Origin of the sequence: Bacillus sp. TH13 (genome assembly GCF_016651175.1) — a bacterium.
Taxonomy (GTDB): domain Bacteria; phylum Bacillota; class Bacilli; order Bacillales; family Bacillaceae_G; genus Bacillus_A; species Bacillus_A thuringiensis_S.
The window spans coordinates 26,899-46,565 of sequence record NZ_JAEKEJ010000004.1 but is presented as its reverse complement, the minus strand read 5'-3'; the positions used below and the strand labels follow the sequence as shown (position 1 = coordinate 46,565).

Genomic DNA, 19,667 nt, shown 5'->3' with positions numbered 1-19,667 from the left:
CATACACATAGGCTTCACTTGCTGTGATATAGTATGTTTTACCTTTGCTATTGTGTACTTTATATTGCAGTGAACCATTTACATTTACTTTCGCATCAATTGTAAATCCTAATCCTGCATCTACAGAACCAGCCACATCTTTATCCTGCCAAGATGGAGCATCATAGAAACGTAGATTGTTAACTTTTGAAACAACACGCTTTCCAACAATAGAAGAATCTACTGTACTTTTCTTATTAAACTTAACATAAGATGGATCATTATTAATCCACTGATCTCCACCAAGATTTAACCAACCATCTTTTTCCGCCCACACAATATAAGATTCTGGTTTGTTTAGTTGACGAATTTTAGAATAGCTTGTACCTGGTCCTTTACGTAAGTTAACGTTGTAACCTTCAATATAGGCGATACCGTCTGTTACTGCTGTTGGTACTTCCGATGGTTTAGATGGCTTCTCAGGAACAGAAACATCTACACTAGAATTATTGTATGCTCTTTGTACATCTGCTCTAAATTGAGCTTCTGAAACGCCATGAGACTTTAAGTAATCAATTGGATCTTCATGATCCGTACCGCCAAGGTAATGAGTTACATCGCTATGTGTCCACAATCCTTTTTCTACAGATAAACCACGGTCACGTAAGATTTTAGCTAGTAACTTAACGTATTTGTCATAGCTGCGTTTGAATTTTGTATAGTCCGCTGTTTCGCATAACTCTACATGTACAAATCGTTTATTAGCAGCAGGACCGCCACCATAAGCAATGTATTTTGTATCAGCAATTTGGATTGTTTCGTCCCAATCGACTGCATAGTGAACAAATGCATTTCTCCATGTTCGAGACTCATATTTTTGAATGTTAATAGCTGGAGCTTCTGGAGTTGCTGTAGAATGCGCTACAACGCCCTCATAAGCACCTACCCCATAACGGTAAGGTTGTTTCGGTAAATCAGGAATAATAAGCGTTCTATCAGCAAAAGCACTTGTAGCAAAAGAAACAGCAAGTACTAGAATCATAAGTAACGAGGTAATATGTTTCATTGTCTTTTTCATTTAGCATCAACATCCTTTTTCATAATTTTTGTATGGTCAAATAATCCACTTGCTGATAGTCCAATGATGATTCCCTGGAATACATTTGTTTTGATATCTCCGCCCATAAATAAAACGCCTAGCATAATGCCAAGCGTTAAATTTAGTAACGGAACATATTTTGTTTGTAATCCAATTGTTTTTCCAATCTGTGAAAGACCTACTACAATTGCAATCATTACAGTAATTTCAAACATTACATACCACCTCCCTTCAAAAAGAAAGTGAGAGCTGCTCCAACAATCCCACCAACGATAAGTCGTAAAATCCAGGTAGTATTGGCGCTGATTTTATCTAACTGTTTGTTGATATTATCAATATCTTTCTCGTTACCAGTTGTTCGTATTTCTAACCCTTTAATCTCTAAACGAATGTCCTTGATCTCTTGCTTAATTTCTTGAACATCGTTTCTTACATCTTGTAACCCTTCCATTTTGACCACCTCATTTCAAAATAAAAAGAGAGACATCTATTTGTCCCTCTTTTCTTATAAAAGCCGTATTTTATGCAAAATAAAAAACAGCTTATGGCTGCTTTGGTTCCTCATTTATTAATTGTTGTACTAATACCTTTAATTCAGCAATTTCAGCTTTCATTGAAACTTTCTCAAGTTTTTCTGCTTCAAGTTGTTCTTTAAGAGTATGAACTTCCTGCTTCAACATACCGTGGTCAAATTGAAGATTTTTAACTTTAAAGTCAACTTCTTGTATTCCTTGAATAGAAATTGCAACCGAGCTATAAAGTGTTACAGCGTCTTTCTGTGGTGTGGTGAATACATCGTCAGATTCCTCCGCAATCATACCGTAATTAATTGGAAGTGTAATAGACTCCCCTGACTCGAAGCGTTCAACATCTCTTATAAAGTGATACTGTTTGATGTTTACAGAGTTGATTTTATCTAAAGCAGAGAATGGAAGGTCTTCTATGTCCGTTTTAAGCGTACGAGAAGAATTAGGGATAAATTCTTGCGCCCACATACGCCCTGTAGCAGATATATTTTCTTTAGCTCGTAGTGTTCTTAATTCTATATCTTTCCATCCCTGACCCATCATATCTTTAATCTGCAAGCCATTGTTATAACCTTGCACAATGCTTGATCTTATCATTGCATTCCCTAGGATTAAATCATGATCGTTGGCGCCGTTTACGAAATGTATTTTATAGTCACTGCCTTTTCTTTTGAAAGTAAACTGCCCCCAGTTATTTGTAAAAACATGCGGTTCAGTTGTAGTTACAAAAAAATAACCCGCTCCTGGAGCCCATCCTTCAGATTCAAAGATAATATCATTCAAGTTTTTAAAACGAAATTGCCCATCTGCATATGCGCTCAGATGACCACCATCATTTTGCATATTAATATATGATGACCATCTATTAGTACCTTCTGCAGTTTCTCCTTTTGAAACTCCAAATGTTGCCCACGCTTTAGAAGGTTGTTCGACTCCATTAATTCGCGGCATGACTTGATAAATATAGAACGATCCTGTACCAGCGAACTTTCTATTATCAGAACCAAGAACAAGTGAAGGTTGAATACTTCCATCATTTGTTTCCATAAATCCCATATATCCACGCGGTCTATCTAAATCAAATATTTTCATGTCTTGCTTATTTATTTCAACAAATCTGTTTCCACTCGTTTTAAGTGTTACTCCTTCTAAAACTTGCCCCTTGATATGATCCGCTGTAATAAAACCTCTTAAGTTAATCCTATTCGCATTCAAAGTAATGTTTTCTTTACTCATATTGAATGCTGCGATTACATCATTTTCTTTTACAGATATACTAACGCCCTTTTCTGTTAACTGAAGACGGGTTTCCATATCTCTTACATAAGATGATGTGGCAAATTGCCCATTTGCTTGATCTTTTGTATATACCTCTGTCTTTTTGGCCGAGGCATTGATACCCTGTTCATTGATAGTAAAGCGGTTATCAATCAAAGTCATTTTTTGATTAAATTGCTCAGTTGCAAGTTTATTAGCTAGTTCGCCCAACAAATCTTGTTTATTTTTATCAACCGTTTGCTTCAATTCAGGTATCTTAAATCCAGCAACATAATCCTCTACTTGTTTAAGCTCGACTTTCGCACCGATTGCTGTTGCCTGTTGTTCGAGTTTTGTATTTGCATCAGTAAGCTTTTTCCCTTGATCTGATACTACATTATTTAAATTGCTCACTGTGGAAGATAACCCAGATGCTGTTTGTTCTACTGTAGTCATACGCTTTTCGAATCCGGCTTGGCTATCCTGCACCTTAGTTACAGTAGTTTTTACACCATCCACACTTTGCTCTAGCTCATATGTTGACTTGCTGAAGTCTGTTGGAACAGATCCTTTTTCAAGTTTAGCTTTCTTGAAACGGAACCTTTTCCCTTTAGATGCTTCATTTCTAGCAAAACGAATTCTAAATCCCCAACCAGTAGCACGAACATCGATTTTAAACGTCCATGACTCACGACGCCAGTCTTTAGCTGGCACAGGCTTTTGTACTGACTCACTCCACGATCCGTTGATGTATTGGAATAAAATAAAATCTAAAAGCACATCATTTTGAATGTCTAAAGATATTGTTATATCTTTCTCTTTTTCAAAGTCTCCTATCTTAGTATTATCTAGATGGAATTGATAAAAGGCGTCTGTATGATCTTGACATTCAATCGCTACGTATTCGCCAGGCTGAACAAATGATGTAACTTTATTCAATACCGCGCCACCGATCATCCCGATTGTTTGAGGTCTTTCATTTGGTCCTGTATTGATTAGACAGTTTTCACCACCTACAGCACGCGCCTCAATCTGTTCTAACTTTGTTGAAATTTTCCCAGCTTCTTCTTTAATGTCAGTTGTTGTTTTCTTAAGCTCAGTTGTTGTTTGCTGCACATCGGAAATTGTCTTTTTTGTGCCTTCCACAGTTTGCTCTACTGTATTTAATTTATTGCTAATATCATTATCTTTTTTAGTTAACGATTCAATAGATTGCTTAAATCCATCTGCGGTTTGTTCTGATTTAGTAACACGTTCTGCGAGCTTTCCTTGTTCATTTTGAATATTGCTAACAGAAGTATTAATACCCTTAATAGTAGTCTCAATTTCTACCGTCTTTTTAGTAAAATCAGTTGTTGTTACTTGATCTTCTGGCGCTGGTGTCCAATCTGTTACTTTGTTTCCGATTTCTATTTTAGGTCTACCTACTTTTACATAGTCACCGCCACATTGGATATACACTGCATTCTGTTCTGTTTTTAAAACTTCTATATCTTTAATCCACACAGTTGTACTTATGATGCCTTTAAAATTCATACCATCTGTTATTCGTAACCAAGCACCTAGATGTTGAATTGAATTATCGGAATATCGTATAGAAGGTTCAAAGCCAATTCTATTATTTGGACTAACACCCGTTTTAGCATTTTTAATTTCAACAGAAACACTCAGTGTAACCTGTTTACCTTGTAAGTCTTTTAAATCATTTACAAATTTAAAATTTTGCATAGTACTAGGTGGATATATATATTTATCAGAATCAAGGACATAATTTCTTACACCGACATTTGTATTATTAACAGTAGTCTCTAGTTCGCTTAACTTTTGTCTAGTGCCATTAGCTGTTGTTTCAATTTCATTTGTTTTGTTTTGCAGTTTAGTTAAGCCATCGTTTGTTTTCGTTAGCTCTGAATTCTCTGCTTTTTGTTTAAGAGCTTCATTCGTTTGACTAATAGATGTATTAATATCCTTGAATTTCTGCACGTTCCCTTGTTTATCAGTTTCATAGATTTGTTTACCAATAAATCCATTGTTAATTTCCTCTTTTGTAAACACTCCAGATTTATCGGCTTTATCTTTTAACTGTGTATTAACCCATGTTTGATCCACTTTTCCATTGACTTGCTTTTGAACATCCACTATTTGTCCAGCTATCTCTTGCGCTTTACCTTCTACACTTTGAACTTTTTGATTTAATTCCGTTTTGGCGGACTCAATATCTTTATTCACCCGATCGAGTGTTTCTTTCTTAACGGATTCAACATCAGGTACAACCGATTCCCAAGCTGTGCCTGTCCATATTTTTAAAATACCAGGCTTTCCATTGCTAATATCACGCCAAAGTGTCTTATAAGGTTTAAGTCCTGTTGTCGGTGGATTCTTAGCTTCAATGATGTCTACCGTGTTATTTTTAAGATTCTCTTGCACTTTTTCAGCCAATGTTTTCGCTGCTTCGGATTCTTTCTTAGCATCACTAGCTGTTTCATTTGCATCTTTCACTAATTTATCTAACTGATCTATCAGTTCTTGCTTACTCCCTAGTGAACTAAGAATACGATTATATATTTTTCGTAGTTCTTCATTTGGATCAGTAATTTCGCGATAATCACCAAACACATATTTATCTTGTGTAGGATCCGTAAAAGATTCATCACCAGCAATTACACGTGCTTCCAGGTATAACTTAGGTGTGAAGCCCGTATCTTTTATTCGGATAGTATCGCCCTCGTTAATTAGTTCATGTGCTAGTCCGAAAATACGTCCAATAGATTGTGCCTCTACTTCATAAGAAACTGAAGAATTGACTCGCTTCCCTAATTCTGTTTTCATGAGAGTCATAAGTCGCTCTGGAGTCATATCTTGGTTTGATGTTTCTGGTGTATAGAAACCGAATTTATGTTTCCCGTGCTGATTCCATCGCTGAAATGCGTCATTATCAACGATGTAAGGGAGTCCCTTATTGATGCTCTCAACCGTGATAAGTTTGTCACCTTCACCTCGTACAAAACCCACAAGTGCTGTGCAAATATCTCTAGAATGCTCAATTCTTCTAAGGCCAACTAAATCTTTTCCTAGAGTTACTTCCTTGCCAGTTTCTCGGCCTCGCTTCTTTATCATATCTACGTACCAGCCAGTAATTTTGGAACCCATTACTTCGACGCGATATTGGATTTCTAACTCAAACAAAGCAGCAATTTTCTTTAATAAAGTGAGAGGATCGATAAATTCGTCAATAGTCATAGTGTGGAAGGATGAATAATCTGTTATTCCACGTTGCCATTTTGAATCTTTAAGAGCAATATCAATAAACGTATTAACTGTTTCACTCTCTATACGTTGAGGTTTTATAATTCCGTCTTTGGCTATTTGAACCCAAGCGCCAGAAGCTCGCACAGTAAGAGTTCTATCCTTTGAATTTCTTTCGGCTTCGTTATTGATAACATAAGGAACAATACGACCATCACGCACTTCTTTTAATACTAAGTTTTGTTGCATAAGTGTTGCGGCATATTTCGTGTTATCAAATACTTTAAACTCTAAAGTATCGATATTATTCTTGATTTCCCAATGACGTTTATCATCCCAATAATCTTTTGGTTGTATAGCTGAAACAATCTGGCTCGTTTTAAAATCAATAACATGAAGTAATCCGCTGGGTGTTCTCATCTAAAACGCTCCCTATATTTAACCTTTGCTTTTCCGATATCAGAAGGCATGATTTCTAATGTATTAGCACCTTTATTAATGACAGGAAAATTACTGAAAAAGTCCTTAATATTAATTGCATCCTTACCTTCAATCGTTACATGACTATTTTCAGTATCAATTACAACTTTGTCGCCAACATCAACTATATAAGGCGGTGTATTTGAAGTATTTAAATTCACTTTCCAAAATTTTAAATCAGAAACTGTCATCGCTTCTACTGGTGGAACATCTTGCCACTGCATGATACTAATCTGTATTTGAGCTGCTTTTTCCATATGTTTATTGTCTTTATCGGTCCATCTTGCAAAGCGTTCTGAATCATCTTTTTCTGTTCCAGGAAGAAATTTTGAAATATAAGCTTCCCAATCATTACCTGTTCTAGCGATCCACAACCTACCATAATACTGATTCCATGTATTCGGATAATCACCACTCTCATAAATTAAACCTATTTTCCCTGGCTTATTATCATATCCAATTACCATCGTTCCAAAATTTTGTTCAGCTTGCCAAAACACATCAGACATAGCAATTTTTGAAAGCACCTTACTATTTTCATCGAGTATTGCTATCTCAACTCGTCCCATTTCATTGATTTTCTTACTCTTACAAGTAACATAGGCTTGCATAATAAAATCTTGTACGGGTCCACCAGGTATACTCTTTTTAACAGCTGCACCATGCCACCCTTTACCTGTTCCAGTACCAAAATCAGAACAATAAAATTGATATTTATCTGATTTCATTTCGCCGACGGGCTCACCATCTTCCATTGTGCTGACTTTACTCCATCCAACAGTAGTGGCCATTTCATCCCATACTATACGTTGATTTCTTTCTACAGGCTTTTCCACAGTTTTTAGTGGCATCCCGATACGAAAATAATCTCGATCACTTAAAGATACCCCACCGAACCATACATCTAAAAAAGTGTTTGGTTTCGTAACTTCAATCTCAATAATAGGATTAGAATGAACAGTTCCTTTGTTTTGAACATTTGCTATTAACCCACGCTCACCTGATTGAAATTCTGCTGTTTTATTAGGCCCTAATTTATATGGCATTCCACAAATAAATGTAACTACACCTTTTCCTCGATTGACTAATTCTTCTGCGTCAAAAGAGCCATCTACAGTGGCTAAATAAGTACGATCTGGTTCATCATCAAAAATCAGTTCACATTCCTGTTCTGTAATTAACCAATCTGCTAAATCTTCTTTGACTTTTTGTAAATCAGCAATGTCTTGCGCTTTAACAATAAGAGGCACATCAATTTGACGTGCCTCAACTTCTGTATTTAATAACCTTGCACCTGGATATCCTGGAATGTTTAAGAAATTACGTTTGACAGGTGCCCAAGCAGGCCTTTTACGACCTCTAGGCATTAAAATATAGTTTCTTCTTTGGTTATTAAATGTAAAGCTTTGATATTGACCCATGAGCACCCTCCTTAAAATTGATCACTTATTTCTTTTTCTCTTCTTTGTATTTCTGTTGTATATGGCGTCGTTATTTCTGCCACTGATTTACCATCCATTAAAGCTGTTAAATGAACAGTTAAATTGCCCTCTCTATTACCAGATGGGGTCCCACCACCAAATGCGCCCCCGAATTGCTGAGCAAATCGGTTAAATACTGCATCTGCAAATGGGTCCATACGACGACCAACAAGCGGTACCGCTGCTTCTGGACCAGCTTCACCGATACCAATGATTCTAGCTGAATCGAAGAATCCACCGTATTTATGCCATTCAATACTAGGTACAGATGGAGGGGTTAAACTAAAACTACCACTAATTCTCGGTTGCGGTAATCGTGGTAATTTCCCTAATTGTATATCTGGCAATTTTAACGTAAAATCAAAGAGCTTTTTGATTTTATCAATCCATCCACCAGCTATACTTTTAACACCACTCATAGAACTATCTATTCCCCCTCCATATTCTTTACCTTGTTTTGAACCGATTCCTTCCCAACCAGAAACACCACTCATTCCACTTTTTCCGCCTTCTGCAACATTTGAACCAGCAGTTTGAGCCGCGCCTTTCGTACCGCTCAAACTCGTATGAAAACCAACTCCACCTTTTAGTCCTGCTGGATTACCATCAATTGTGTTTAACCCATCATGCGCTGCAGCTATTACATCTAAAGCGCTCCCTTTGATATAACCACGCTTCGACATAATTCCGTCTCCAACTTCAGTGCCACCCTTAGCACCACCACCACCATCCGTTGTAGTTGCTAAAATGCTCTGAACATCATTTTTTGTTTGATTTGCTGCATTAACAGGAGAGGGATTGGAACCTAATCCATATCCCAGAGTATCAGAGATATCAGAACCGATTTTCGTAGCATCGAGTTTTGCACCATTAGCGATTAATTCTTTAATAATGGTTGCAGCAGTTTGGGCATCTATTTGCTTACTTTGCATACCTAATATAAGTGATTCGACAGTGAATGTACCTTCCGAACCAAGATCAACTTTAGCATTGCTCTTGATATCTAGCCCGATTAGCTGAGCTGCTTGAGTAACAGAAATAGCTCCTGCATTCATCCCGTTTACAAGCGTCTGCATGTTAGCTTGACCTTCTGCAGTGGCATCTACTTTTACTCCGTTTTTCACTTGTTGTTGGAAATATTGAAATACAGTATCAAACGATAAAGTACCATTTTGAAGTCCCTGCATCCATGTACCGATTGTCATTTGACCATAGATTCCAAGGTCAATGTTTGTATCATTTGAGAGCTTCACACCCAATGCCTGCTTAATTTCAGAAGTATCTTTACCTACCATAGCTTGCGTAAAGGTCTGCATAGATGCAATACCACTTTCGGATAGATCAACTTTATATACTTCTTTTAATTTATTAGCATTAGCTACTGCTACATCATTCGCCTGTAATTCACCGTTTTTCAGTTTGTCAACAAACGACTGGACAGTAAATGTTCCAGCAGGTCCTAAATCAATTTTCATCTTACCGTCTATTTCTTTAGCCATCGTTTCAGCTAACATGATAGAAGACTTGGTACCTTTAGATAATTCAGCAGTGTATTGATTTAGATTTTCAATTTTGTCTCTACCGTATTGCTTTTCATAGTTAGAAAGTGCATCTTTATGAGCTTTTTCAGCTTTTTCTTGTTCGCTATTAAAACGAGTCATAGCCTCGCCATAAGTTTCTGATCCAAATAATAATTCTTTATATTTCTCATACCAAGCAGCTTTTTCTAATTCCTTTTTACGAGGATTTGCCAGAACAAGTGCTGCATCTTCGGCTTTTAAATTATTTTCTAACGCTTTTGTTCCTTCGTTACGAATACCGATAAGATCCATAACGTGTTTTTTCTCATATAAATCGATTGCATCTAAAGCAGCTTTACGATCTGATGCATCAACATTCCCGAGCTTAACTTCTTTTTCTAGTTGTTCGCGCATTTCATCAGTTTGTTTTGTTAAAGCATCGACACCATCTTTAAAAGTAGTCATAATATCAGTCATTTTTTTCTTACCAGCTTCTACACTCAGCATACCGCCTTTAGTTATGCTTTGAGCTAATCCGGTAAGTTGACTTGCCTTATCATAGAACAACTTAATATTATTATCTGCTACAGCCATAGCCTGACGATATTGTTCTGCAAAGTCTTTTGGCATTTTCGCAACGTCGCCCTGATATTTTTGGACACCTTCCATAAGGACCTGGTTAGCAGTTCTTGCAGCATCAATTTGTTTATTAATTTGATCTACAATTTTATTTTTCACCGTTTCCAATGTTTTTTGAGCACCCTCAGGTACTACCCCCATCAATTGAGCAAACATTATTTCAAACTTACCCTTTTTACCCTCAAGTTCTTTAATAACTTCGTTAGTCATTTCTTGAAATGCCTGGATAGTTTTTTGTTTCGCTTGTTCAGCTTCTTCACCGGTTTTTGTTCTTAGTTCCATCATATGAAGAATCGCTTTATCTTTTAAATCTTGATAATGCTGTGCTCCCTGTGGTACTTGAGAAAATGAACCAGATACCTTTTTTGTGCCCTCAATGATACTTGCAACCATTCCACCAAAAATTTCAGCAAATGGTTTTATACACATCACCATAAAATCAACGACTCCTGCAAGTGCATCTCCCATTTGTCGCCATACACTGACGGTTTCTTCAGAATCACTTTTAACCGAATTAAATCCTGCTGAAAACGCAGATTTTATTGCGTCCCATCCATTAGTGACTGAATCCCGTAGTTTTTCTGAAGCATCCCACATTTTCATAAGTGATCCAACTATAATTACGAGAGCACCTGATATAAGCGAAGCCATGCCGACTATACGAAGGAATCCTAATGCCATAGGGGAAATAACCATCCATAAAGCATTAAATGCTGCTTTCATTCCTTCTGCTCTTCCAATCCCTATAGCCATAGGAGATAAAAGAAGAGTCATTGCTGTTACTAAGTATGCAAAGTTTCCTGCAGCTGCTGATATACTAGGGTTTAACTCATTAAGCTTGATAACAAATTCACCAACAGCATTTCCTGCATCAATAACCGTCGCTGCAACTCGTCCCCAGGTTTCTACAAATGGTTCAGCTGCTTTAGACCAGGTATTTTTAAATCGCTCCCAAGCCAGACCAAGTGGTTTTAGCGAATCCTCTAATTCTCGGATTTGTCTTTGAGTCGATTCTTTTAAATATGAAAGTTCATCCGTTACTTTTTCTCGTGCTAATTGACCTTTACGCCGCCAAAGTTCCACATATTTATTTAACTCTTTATCTGACATCGAATTTAAGGCTTCTATTTCACCAAGCGCTTTCGGTCCCATTTTCTCTAACTCTGCAATTAGACCTTTATCCACGCCACGTCTTGTCAGTTCTTTTAGATTATCAACCCATTTTTCAAAGATAGTGACTTGCGCTTGTAGATTATCTTTTAAAGCTTTCGGTTTAACAGCATTTAATTCGACTTTTTCAAATAATCCAGCCCAATCAGTAAGTTCTTGTAAACGCTTGTTATAAGCTTCATTGTAAGATTCTTGTATTTTCCCTTGTTGCTTACGAACTTCAGCAGGATCTGGACCGAAAGAAGCTTTAGCCATTACAGTAGTAAATCCAACAAGTGCAATACCTGCTACTATAGCTAATTGTTGAGTTCTCATCAGACCAGTATTAATTAATCGAACGCGATCCATGAGGTCTTTCATACTAGCATTTGGGCCTAGTTGTCGTAGCGCGATGTTTGCTGCAGTACCTTGACGAGCCATTCGCTCTAATCTGTCCCCAACTTGCAAAAACGCCCTATCAATCCGTTGAATATGACTTGTATCGCCTAAGGCATCCATCATTCTTTGAGATTGAGTTTTCATCGCATTCATGTGGTCAATAGAACGCATGAAACTACCTCTCATACGCTCCATAGCAATTGCTGTTCTGTTAGCTGTATTGGCCGTATGAATCCCTAATTGATCCAACATATTTGTATAAGCAGTACCGCCACGAGCAGCAGCTTGCATTGCTCTGTCTACTTCTCGCATTTGTCGCTCAAGCTGTCTCATACCTTCATGATAAGATGCCATATCACCGGCATCACGTAACTGCTCTAAGCGTTGTCTAGTCTCTCTAACATGTTCGTTAAAACGACGCATTTGTTGTTGAGCTTCTTCTGTTGAGACCCGCACTCTTCCGTCACGAGAAAGCCCCATAATGGCTAATTGGGTTGTTCTTGTTGTATCGCCTAATTCTTGAATAGCTCTCGCTGCATCTTTACCACTGCTTGTAGCACTCATCATCCGACTTAACGGAACTTGAGACCTTATAGCAGCATCAGCCAGTTGATCCAATGATTCAGTACCGACCAAGCCCATACGCTGTATTTCAAAACGAGTACGAATTAAGTCATTACGAAAAGGTCTCAGATGCTCTGGCAAATTTAAAATAGGACGGGCTATACTTCTTGCCATCCTTCTCATTTGCCATTCCATCTGCCGTTCGGGACTAAATCGACTTAATCGGTTCTCCATCCGATTTATTTCTTGATCTAATATTTCAGATGGACTAAACGAACGCATTCCACGTTCAATACCTTCCATTGGATTAAAATCACGCATTCTACGCTGAGTTCTTCGTCCGGAGTCTTCTATAAAATCAAAGAACTGTCGATAGGTCCGTCTGGCCTGACTGTCGTCTGCGGTTATATCTATTGAGGAACGTCCTGCATTTCCCATTCATTCTCCTCCTTCCCAAAAAAATAAGAAGTCTGGGCACTTTACCCAGACTTCCACCATGTTCCTTGCGTAAATTTACTATTTTCTTGTTTTTGTTCTATTTCTTCTTTTTGGATTTCCTCAGGTGTAGGAGGAAGAATTTCATTAAAGTTTTTGCCCTCATTAAGCAATTGATCCGCAAATAGTAGCAAGCTCTGAAATTGACCATATACAGTTTCTCTGTAATTTTGGTACTTTTGTTTTAGAGCGTCGTTATACTTTCTTCTTATCCAATCTGGAGTATGATCAAGTACATATTCTTCGCTATAAGAATAATGCGTAGCTACAAAGCTTACTGAGGTGACGATTCCTTCGATAAATTCAGACCAGGAGTCTCCGCCTCTACCTCTGGAAACCATTTGTCCATTAGTGTTTTGAAGTCCGGCAGTTCCTTGTTGAAGATCTTCTTCACTAACTGACGGACTAGAGTAAAAGTTTTTCCTAAATCAGTTTTATCAGCATACTCAAGTAAAACTTCCAATGTTTCATTTGGATCGAGTTTTAATGCATCTTCATCCGAAACGTCTAGTAAAATAGATAGAATATGAATGATTTGTTCTTCTTTTAATGATTCTAAAATTAGTGCGTATGCTTCAAAAATATCTATCGTTTCATCCATCATAATCTCACGTGCTTGATTATAAATACGAAATCCATCTACACCAATGAATTTCACGATACGAATTACTTTTTTCATAGAAATTTTAGGAAGCAGTAGCTGCTTCCCATTTGATAGAGTGACTGATCCAATATGCTCGTCTACATCGATTGAATTTAAAATGTTTTTCATAAATTTCTTCCTCCTACCTTTTTTCAAAGATTATCGACTTTCTTCAATTTCGTAATAAATGTTTTCTGACTCTGGTAGACCTTCTACAGCGAAAGCTTGTAAACCTAATGGTAGTACACGTTTCTCCTTGCTGAATGTCTGTGTTTTTTCGTCACCACTAACTTTACATTTGCGGAATACAGCCATGTATAAACCGCCATCTTTCTTTTGACTGATATTTGCTACCATAATTTCTGGTATGTTACTTACAGAACCATAACCAATTCTTTTAGTTCCAAGGCTTTTCACTGGATATACTTTAGTTGCTGTAGGCTGCGCTTGTGTAATTGGCTCTGTTAGATAGATAGAATTACCAGAGATTTTATTAATCTTTAAAACCTGACTACCGATCTTTAAATATCCGCCAGCTTTAAAATCAGCTCCAGGAGCAGCAGCGAACGTTATAATCGTGGCATTAATTGCTAATTCTCCAGTTGTATCAACTGATGTTCCTAATTCTGGAGGAGTCTCGATAATAGGACCACCAATTAAAGCTAACTGACGATTTTCAATTGTATTTTCTGCTAATTGTGTATTAAGAGCGTGGGTCCAATTTGTAATTTCCGTATCAACCGGGCCTTTCAATTGATCCACTTCAAATTCTTCTGTCTCAAATCCACGAGAAATTTCAATTCCTTCTTTTGTTGCACCTAAGTCTTTCCAAGGTCCTTTCAGATCATAAGGCTCTGCTGTAGACATAACATCCGCAATTTTTTCTGGAGGAGTAGTTCCAAAAGGAGCCCAAACTAAACGACCAGCGCCACCTACGATATTTTTTGCAGTAACTTTATATAAACTCATTATTTAGCCACCTCTCTAAAGTTCCAAGAAGGAGCAGCAAGTAATAATTCTGCTTCTTCTTTTGTAATTGTTTCATTTTTACCATTACCGATTTCTAATAGTTGTCCTGGCATGATATCTAAATCAGCACGCAATCTATAAAATAAAGCCCCGTTACCTTCGACGGGACCTTCACATAAAATCTGTTGTTTTGTTGTCTTTTTTTCGGTCAATTCATTCACCTCTATGCTTCCAAGTGCTCTAAGCGCATGTAGCACCAACCTTGGAATTTATTTGTTTCTGCATCAAAAGAAGGAGTAGGATTACCCTCTTTTTCACACCATTCGACTTCCAACCCTGTAATGGACGCAGTATGACGTTCTAATATATTTGTAGCATTTATTAATACATTCATAGCTTCAATATCATCTTTTTCAGAGCGTGAGGTTACTTGTAATCTTGTAAAACCCCTACCTCCTGCCACCTTCACACAAATCGATGGATATTCTGCTTTTAAAGGGAATGTGTTCCCATAACATTTAACGCCAAATATTTTAAAGAAACGCACAATATGAGGGATTGGATCAACGTAATCAGTCAAATATATCCCCCCTATTCTAAAATTAATCGAACCTGCGTTTCAGCTACCTGTTGCATACGCGGTTCTGCTCTATCTAATGCTCTGGCCATAATGTTATATCTGTTTTCTAAATGAGAAGCATAAGAAACATCAGAGCCAATTTCTAGGTTTGTTTTAGCTTCACCCTCTGTCAACTCATGAACAACATCTGCTTCAGTAGCATCACGTTCACCCTTACCGCTTTTGTTGGTATAAGGAATATTAGTTAAATAACCGATAGAGTTAATGTAAAGAGAAGTATCAATATGATTGTCCTCTTGTGTTACTTCTTTAGCTTCATCGGCCCATACCATTCCAGCTGCTTCAACCGCTTTTTGGCGAGCTTCTTTTAACTTCCCTGGTATTTGTCTAGCGAATTGGCGCGCTTGCGGATCTAACCTTACATTGATGTTAATCCCCATTTAATCACGCTCCTTTTTTAACTCCACTTCATAATGATGGAGTCTAATCTTGCTATATTCACGGGATAATTTCTTAACTCCATATACACCAGGTAATAAGGAATTATCTTGCTTATCTCGTATATCTTTTATCAGCATGGTTTCTTCAATTTCTTGAGAAGCGGCTAAGTAAAGGATTGGTTGGATAATAATATCGGCACCGTTATCATTATTGGTCACTCGTTTTTCTATTTGATCAAAGCGACAATGGACATCTGGTATATTCTCCTGCCCGTATATATCTCGGCCATAATCGTCTTGGCCAATAATAACGTTCTGTTTTATTAAAGTGCAGCGATGGACTAGCAAGCTTTCAAATCTCATCGTTTCACCCTCGATGGTCCAGATACACCAAAAAAATTGAAGCCAGTAATAGTATTATTTGCCCGTAACGAGTCGAGAATTAAATCTAATTCTTTAATCCCTGTTCTATTTGCTCCGAATTTCATTTCATCTGCAGTATTTCCACCTAATGCATCGCGAAGTGTATAAGAGTAATTCCCTATTTTCTCGCTAGATGCTGTGCTCAGCTGCGCCTCTTTCGTTTCCGGATGATCTTGGTACCAAAGATACTCAACGAGCAATACGGTAGCAGTAAGAAGGTCTGAGAGTGTCTGTTTATTCGTCTCATTTTCGAATGTACGTTTCACTTCTCTATGAATCCATGAAGCAGCACGGTCTATATATAACTGTAGTTTTTCATCAGAAAGAGAAGAAACCTCTATAAAAGAGGTCCTTTCTTTTACAACTGCAGGAGAAGCATACATATCACTTCACCTCAACGATAAAACCATATTCAATTCGATCTAATAGCGTTTTTGATGGTGCTGCAGGTAGTTCTTTTTCTTGATCTCCAGCCAAAGTAAAAGACCCTTCCGCATAGCATTCTGCATACTGTGTGTTAGGGTCCTTCAATTTGTATTTGGGTGTCTCAGGAAGAACTTTTTCTTCTCGCAATTGCTTCTGTAAATCCTCCAATTGAGGAACTGTATAGTTATCATCTAACTGTTTTGGATCCAAAGAAGGATTTTCTTTAACAATATCTGCGATTAAATCTTTTTTGGCCATATCTTAGCCCTCCTTATTAGCGAGCTTGGTCAAGCGTTAGAATCATACGTGCATTTGGATCGAATGGAATAAAATCAGAAGTGACAGTTGCATATGATCCATCTACTTGTGTTTTAACACTTCGGTCACTTTCGACAGAGAATGGTTTGTACTGATATTCAGCTAATGCGAATCTTGTATCCACAAGCATGATACGTCCATCTGGTACATCTTCTGAAATGAATGGTGTTGTATGCAATACATCTGGCATACTTCCATTTTTCAATTCATTTAAGAAGATTAAATTCCCGTTTGCTTCTTTTTGAGTTGCCCATTGTTCTGCAGTCTTTAAATTCATAACACTGCGATTGTAAGTGAATCCATATTTTTGATTTGCGTATTGTGTAGCATACCAAATATCTGAGATTTTCCAATCATTCGCAGTTTTTACACCTATTGTTGGAGCAGCGTCCGTTCCATCTTTAAAGTAACCGTTTAATAATCGTTGAATTGCCAGTTTCTCATCAGTACGTCCAATTTGCATACCACGTTTACGTAGATGTAAAGCGAGCATATCAAATTTCATTGATTTCGCCTCGTCAGTAATCTCAATCCCGTTGCCACGTTTATACACATAGATTGTGTGGTCTGTGTCTAGCTTAATTGATACAACCGGAATTGGAGCACCTTGTCCAATGAAACTTAAATCTAAATCATCGTTATCTTTATTCTCAAGCGTGTAATATTGATAAGACATTTGATCCATAGGGATTACTTGGCCAACTAACTCAGAAGCACGACCAGCTGCAAGATATCCTTCACGGAAACCATCTTCTAATACTGCGTTAAATAGTGGTTTTGTATTGTCATTTTGATACAAAGCACGTACTTCTTGGGAACCTATATCGTTAATTCCTAAGGCGCGAATAGCATCTTTTAACGTAACACCTTGCGCATCAAGATAAGAACGGAAAGTAGCAGAACTATTTTTGTTAATTAAATCTCCAGCTTGTCCTGCGATACGTCCGTTTTTAGCAGAAGCCTCTGCAATTGCACTTGTTAATTCAGTGCCGTTTGCTAGTTCAATCACTTCGCCACGACTGTTTTTAATTTTATGTTTAAATTTCATATGTGACTTCCTCCTTTAAGGTAGTAAAACTTCTACTGTTTTTTTCGTACTGTTAACCAAGTAAACATAAGAGCCATTTGCAGCAGCTGCCTTTTTGACTCCACCATTGCCATCAGCAACAACCGAATCGCCAATAGCAATTGCTCCACTGTAAGGGAATTCTGCATTACGAGAATAACCATATACATGCACACCTAAAGGGGCATCTTTGGATTTAACCGTATGCTTTGCAGTCATGACAATCGCATCATCTGCAGCTGCTTTCTTAGCGTGATATGGTCCCGTAGTAGCAAACTTTAAAGGTGTACCTGCTTTAACAGGACTTTCTGAAGTTGCATCTTGTGCGAATACAGTGAGTGATAAACCATAACTATCTGGTACAATACCGCCTACTTTGTTAAACATTATTTATTCCCTCCTTCAAATCGTTCTGATACAATTACATCGTCTTCTGGATCTCCTCCACCTAATGGATCTCCACCAACTTGACGACCAGGTGTGTAACGCTCTTTGGCCATTGCTTCATAAGTATCAATTTCTTCTTTTACAAAATCTAAATCAGCAGCACGAACTAACATTTGACGATATTTTTCAGCATCGAATTTGTCACCTTGTGCTCTAGTACGTGACTCAACAGCTTTATTTACCATATCAGCAGCATAAGTACGCCCTTGCTCTGCTTCTTCTTTTAGTTGTTTAACACCAGCTACGGAGGCATTATCACCAAGCTCATTACGAATAGCAATATCATCTGGTTGACGGAAAGTTTCTCCTTCTTCACCAAGTAATTTATAAATTTCTCGTTTCTCGACTTTGTTTTCTCTAATAGCATCTGTAATCTGTTGTAATAATCCCACACTACGTGCCCCCTTTGAATTTTTAGACATAAAAAATGAACGCTTATTGTCATCCAAGCGAACTTGGAACTGGCGTTCTAGTCTTTCGATATTTTGTTGTGATAGTTGTCCCTGCTGCACATATTCACGCGCTTTATCAATATAGGCCCCTGGTGTCGAACCTTTGTATACAGTAGATACTTCTCGTAAATGAGCATCTACAATCCAGGAAAATGAAATTCGCTCGTGCTCATCTTCTAAACCAGGTATATGAGGACATTCCCAATCCCATAAATCACGGCCACATGATCCGCAGCGGTATGACATTTTATCTCCACCAAATCCAACTGACATATCTCTAATAATGCCGCCTTGAATAGCTTTAATAGTGTCATTCGTATTCTCACCATTTAAGGTAAGTCCTCGCATAATGTACCAGTGTCCTCTTACTGCATTGAGACTATTTGCATCATCTGCAGCAGGGACAAGAATACCATCATAGCTACGTCCATATGGAACTAAAGAGATATCATGACCATTTAATAATGAAACACCTGTTTTTAAATCTTCTGCATAGTTTCGTAATGTTGTAGTTGGGTCCATCCTTGTAAAATATGAATCTTGTCTATCATTTGAACAGTTACCACTAAACGTAAATATTTCTTCCATAGTAACCGGCTCAATAGTATGCCTATTAATGAGTTCTAAATCAACATCTTGGTTTTGCTCAAGGCTTAAACGAACAGGTAGATGTAAAACCTGTGCTGCTTCACTCATAAATCGTTCACCTCCTCTCAAATAACGTAGATTTAATTACGTGCAACTGCAGCATTAGCCCACATTACTGCAGTTTCTAAATTAGTTAAAGCCACTGATTTCTCACGAGAAGCAGGACATAACTCATCGATTAAGTATGCAAATTCCTTAGCCTTTTCTCGTAAAGCCTCATATTTCTCTGGTTGCCCTTCCTCTGGAGGATGATAACTAAATGTGTTTTCAATTTGTTCATTTGTTTTTGACATTATATGGACCTCCTAGTGTTTGCAAAGTTATCAAAGATTAATAAACGTTTATAAATTATTTTTTATAACCTTTATAAACGTGGTTTTCTTGTGTTTCATAGATATTAATAAACAGTTTATAAAGGTA

General features: G+C 37.5%; 18 protein-coding genes. All 18 read right to left on the bottom strand.

The features are described from left to right. On the bottom strand, positions 1 to 1,057 hold a 1,057-nt coding region (locus JFU02_RS01650), incomplete at its 3' end, for an N-acetylmuramoyl-L-alanine amidase (protein ID WP_201069487.1). Beyond that, on the bottom strand, positions 1,054 to 1,293 hold the full coding sequence (locus tag JFU02_RS01645) for a holin (protein WP_086874390.1): 240 nt from the start codon (positions 1,291 to 1,293) through the stop codon (positions 1,054 to 1,056). The genes JFU02_RS01645 and JFU02_RS01650, both read right to left, overlap by 4 nt. Next, positions 1,293 to 1,529 carry a hemolysin XhlA family protein gene (locus JFU02_RS01640; RefSeq protein WP_000398730.1) on the bottom strand — a complete coding sequence of 79 codons (237 nt, stop codon included), beginning with the start codon at positions 1,527 to 1,529 and terminating at the stop codon, positions 1,293 to 1,295. Before JFU02_RS01640 ends, JFU02_RS01645 begins: the two co-directional genes overlap by 1 nt. Positions 1,530 to 1,620: 91 nt before the next feature. Next, a complete protein-coding gene (locus JFU02_RS01635; protein ID WP_201069486.1) occupies positions 1,621 to 6,528 on the bottom strand; it encodes a phage tail spike protein in 4,908 nt (1,635 codons plus the stop codon). Continuing rightward, a complete protein-coding gene (locus JFU02_RS01630) occupies positions 6,525 to 8,009 on the bottom strand; it encodes a distal tail protein Dit (RefSeq protein ID WP_201069485.1) in 1,485 nt (494 codons plus the stop codon). Before JFU02_RS01630 ends, JFU02_RS01635 begins: the two co-directional genes overlap by 4 nt. Before the next feature lie 11 nt (positions 8,010 to 8,020). Then, positions 8,021 to 12,778, bottom strand: a complete 4,758-nt coding sequence (locus JFU02_RS01625) for a phage tail tape measure protein (protein ID WP_201069484.1) — start codon at positions 12,776 to 12,778, stop codon at positions 8,021 to 8,023. A gap of 331 nt (positions 12,779 to 13,109) precedes the next feature. Further along, the gene (locus JFU02_RS01620; protein ID WP_201069483.1) at positions 13,110 to 13,607 is read right to left on the bottom strand and encodes a hypothetical protein; all 498 of its coding nucleotides are present in this window, start codon (positions 13,605 to 13,607) and stop codon (positions 13,110 to 13,112) included. 30 nt (positions 13,608 to 13,637) lie between these two features. Next, complete coding sequence (locus JFU02_RS01615) at positions 13,638 to 14,447, bottom strand: hypothetical protein (protein WP_207193665.1); 810 nt, start codon at positions 14,445 to 14,447, stop codon at positions 13,638 to 13,640. Continuing rightward, complete coding sequence (locus tag JFU02_RS01610; RefSeq protein WP_130067796.1) at positions 14,447 to 14,659, bottom strand: hypothetical protein; 213 nt, start codon at positions 14,657 to 14,659, stop codon at positions 14,447 to 14,449. The genes JFU02_RS01615 and JFU02_RS01610 overlap by 1 nt, the downstream gene beginning before the upstream one ends. 11 nt (positions 14,660 to 14,670) lie before the next feature. After that, positions 14,671 to 15,027 (bottom strand): hypothetical protein, encoded by a 357-nt coding sequence (locus tag JFU02_RS01605; RefSeq protein ID WP_130067795.1) that lies wholly within the window; start codon positions 15,025 to 15,027, stop codon positions 14,671 to 14,673. Positions 15,028 to 15,038: 11 nt separating this feature from the next. Next, complete coding sequence (locus tag JFU02_RS01600; RefSeq protein ID WP_207193664.1) at positions 15,039 to 15,467, bottom strand: hypothetical protein; 429 nt, start codon at positions 15,465 to 15,467, stop codon at positions 15,039 to 15,041. Continuing rightward, on the bottom strand, positions 15,468 to 15,830 hold the full coding sequence (locus tag JFU02_RS01595; protein ID WP_201069482.1) for a hypothetical protein: 363 nt from the start codon (positions 15,828 to 15,830) through the stop codon (positions 15,468 to 15,470). It abuts the gene before it with no gap. After that, positions 15,827 to 16,273, bottom strand: a complete 447-nt coding sequence (locus tag JFU02_RS01590) for a head-tail connector protein (protein WP_201069481.1) — start codon at positions 16,271 to 16,273, stop codon at positions 15,827 to 15,829. The genes JFU02_RS01595 and JFU02_RS01590 overlap by 4 nt, the downstream gene beginning before the upstream one ends. Before the next feature lies 1 nt (position 16,274). Further along, entirely contained in the window at positions 16,275 to 16,574 is a 300-nt protein-coding gene (locus tag JFU02_RS01585) for a hypothetical protein (RefSeq protein ID WP_130067792.1), read from the bottom strand. A gap of 16 nt (positions 16,575 to 16,590) precedes the next feature. After that, the gene (locus JFU02_RS01580; protein WP_201069480.1) at positions 16,591 to 17,682 is read right to left on the bottom strand and encodes a phage major capsid protein; all 1,092 of its coding nucleotides are present in this window, start codon (positions 17,680 to 17,682) and stop codon (positions 16,591 to 16,593) included. A 15-nt stretch (positions 17,683 to 17,697) separates the two neighbouring features. Then, on the bottom strand, positions 17,698 to 18,087 hold the full coding sequence (locus JFU02_RS01575; RefSeq protein WP_201069479.1) for a hypothetical protein: 390 nt from the start codon (positions 18,085 to 18,087) through the stop codon (positions 17,698 to 17,700). Beyond that, positions 18,087 to 19,295 (bottom strand): hypothetical protein, encoded by a 1,209-nt coding sequence (locus tag JFU02_RS01570; protein WP_201069478.1) that lies wholly within the window; start codon positions 19,293 to 19,295, stop codon positions 18,087 to 18,089. Before JFU02_RS01570 ends, JFU02_RS01575 begins: the two co-directional genes overlap by 1 nt. A gap of 32 nt (positions 19,296 to 19,327) precedes the next feature. After that, positions 19,328 to 19,540 carry an Acb2/Tad1 domain-containing protein gene (locus JFU02_RS01565; RefSeq protein ID WP_130067788.1) on the bottom strand — a complete coding sequence of 71 codons (213 nt, stop codon included), beginning with the start codon at positions 19,538 to 19,540 and terminating at the stop codon, positions 19,328 to 19,330. Positions 19,541 to 19,667: the final 127 nt, after the last annotated feature.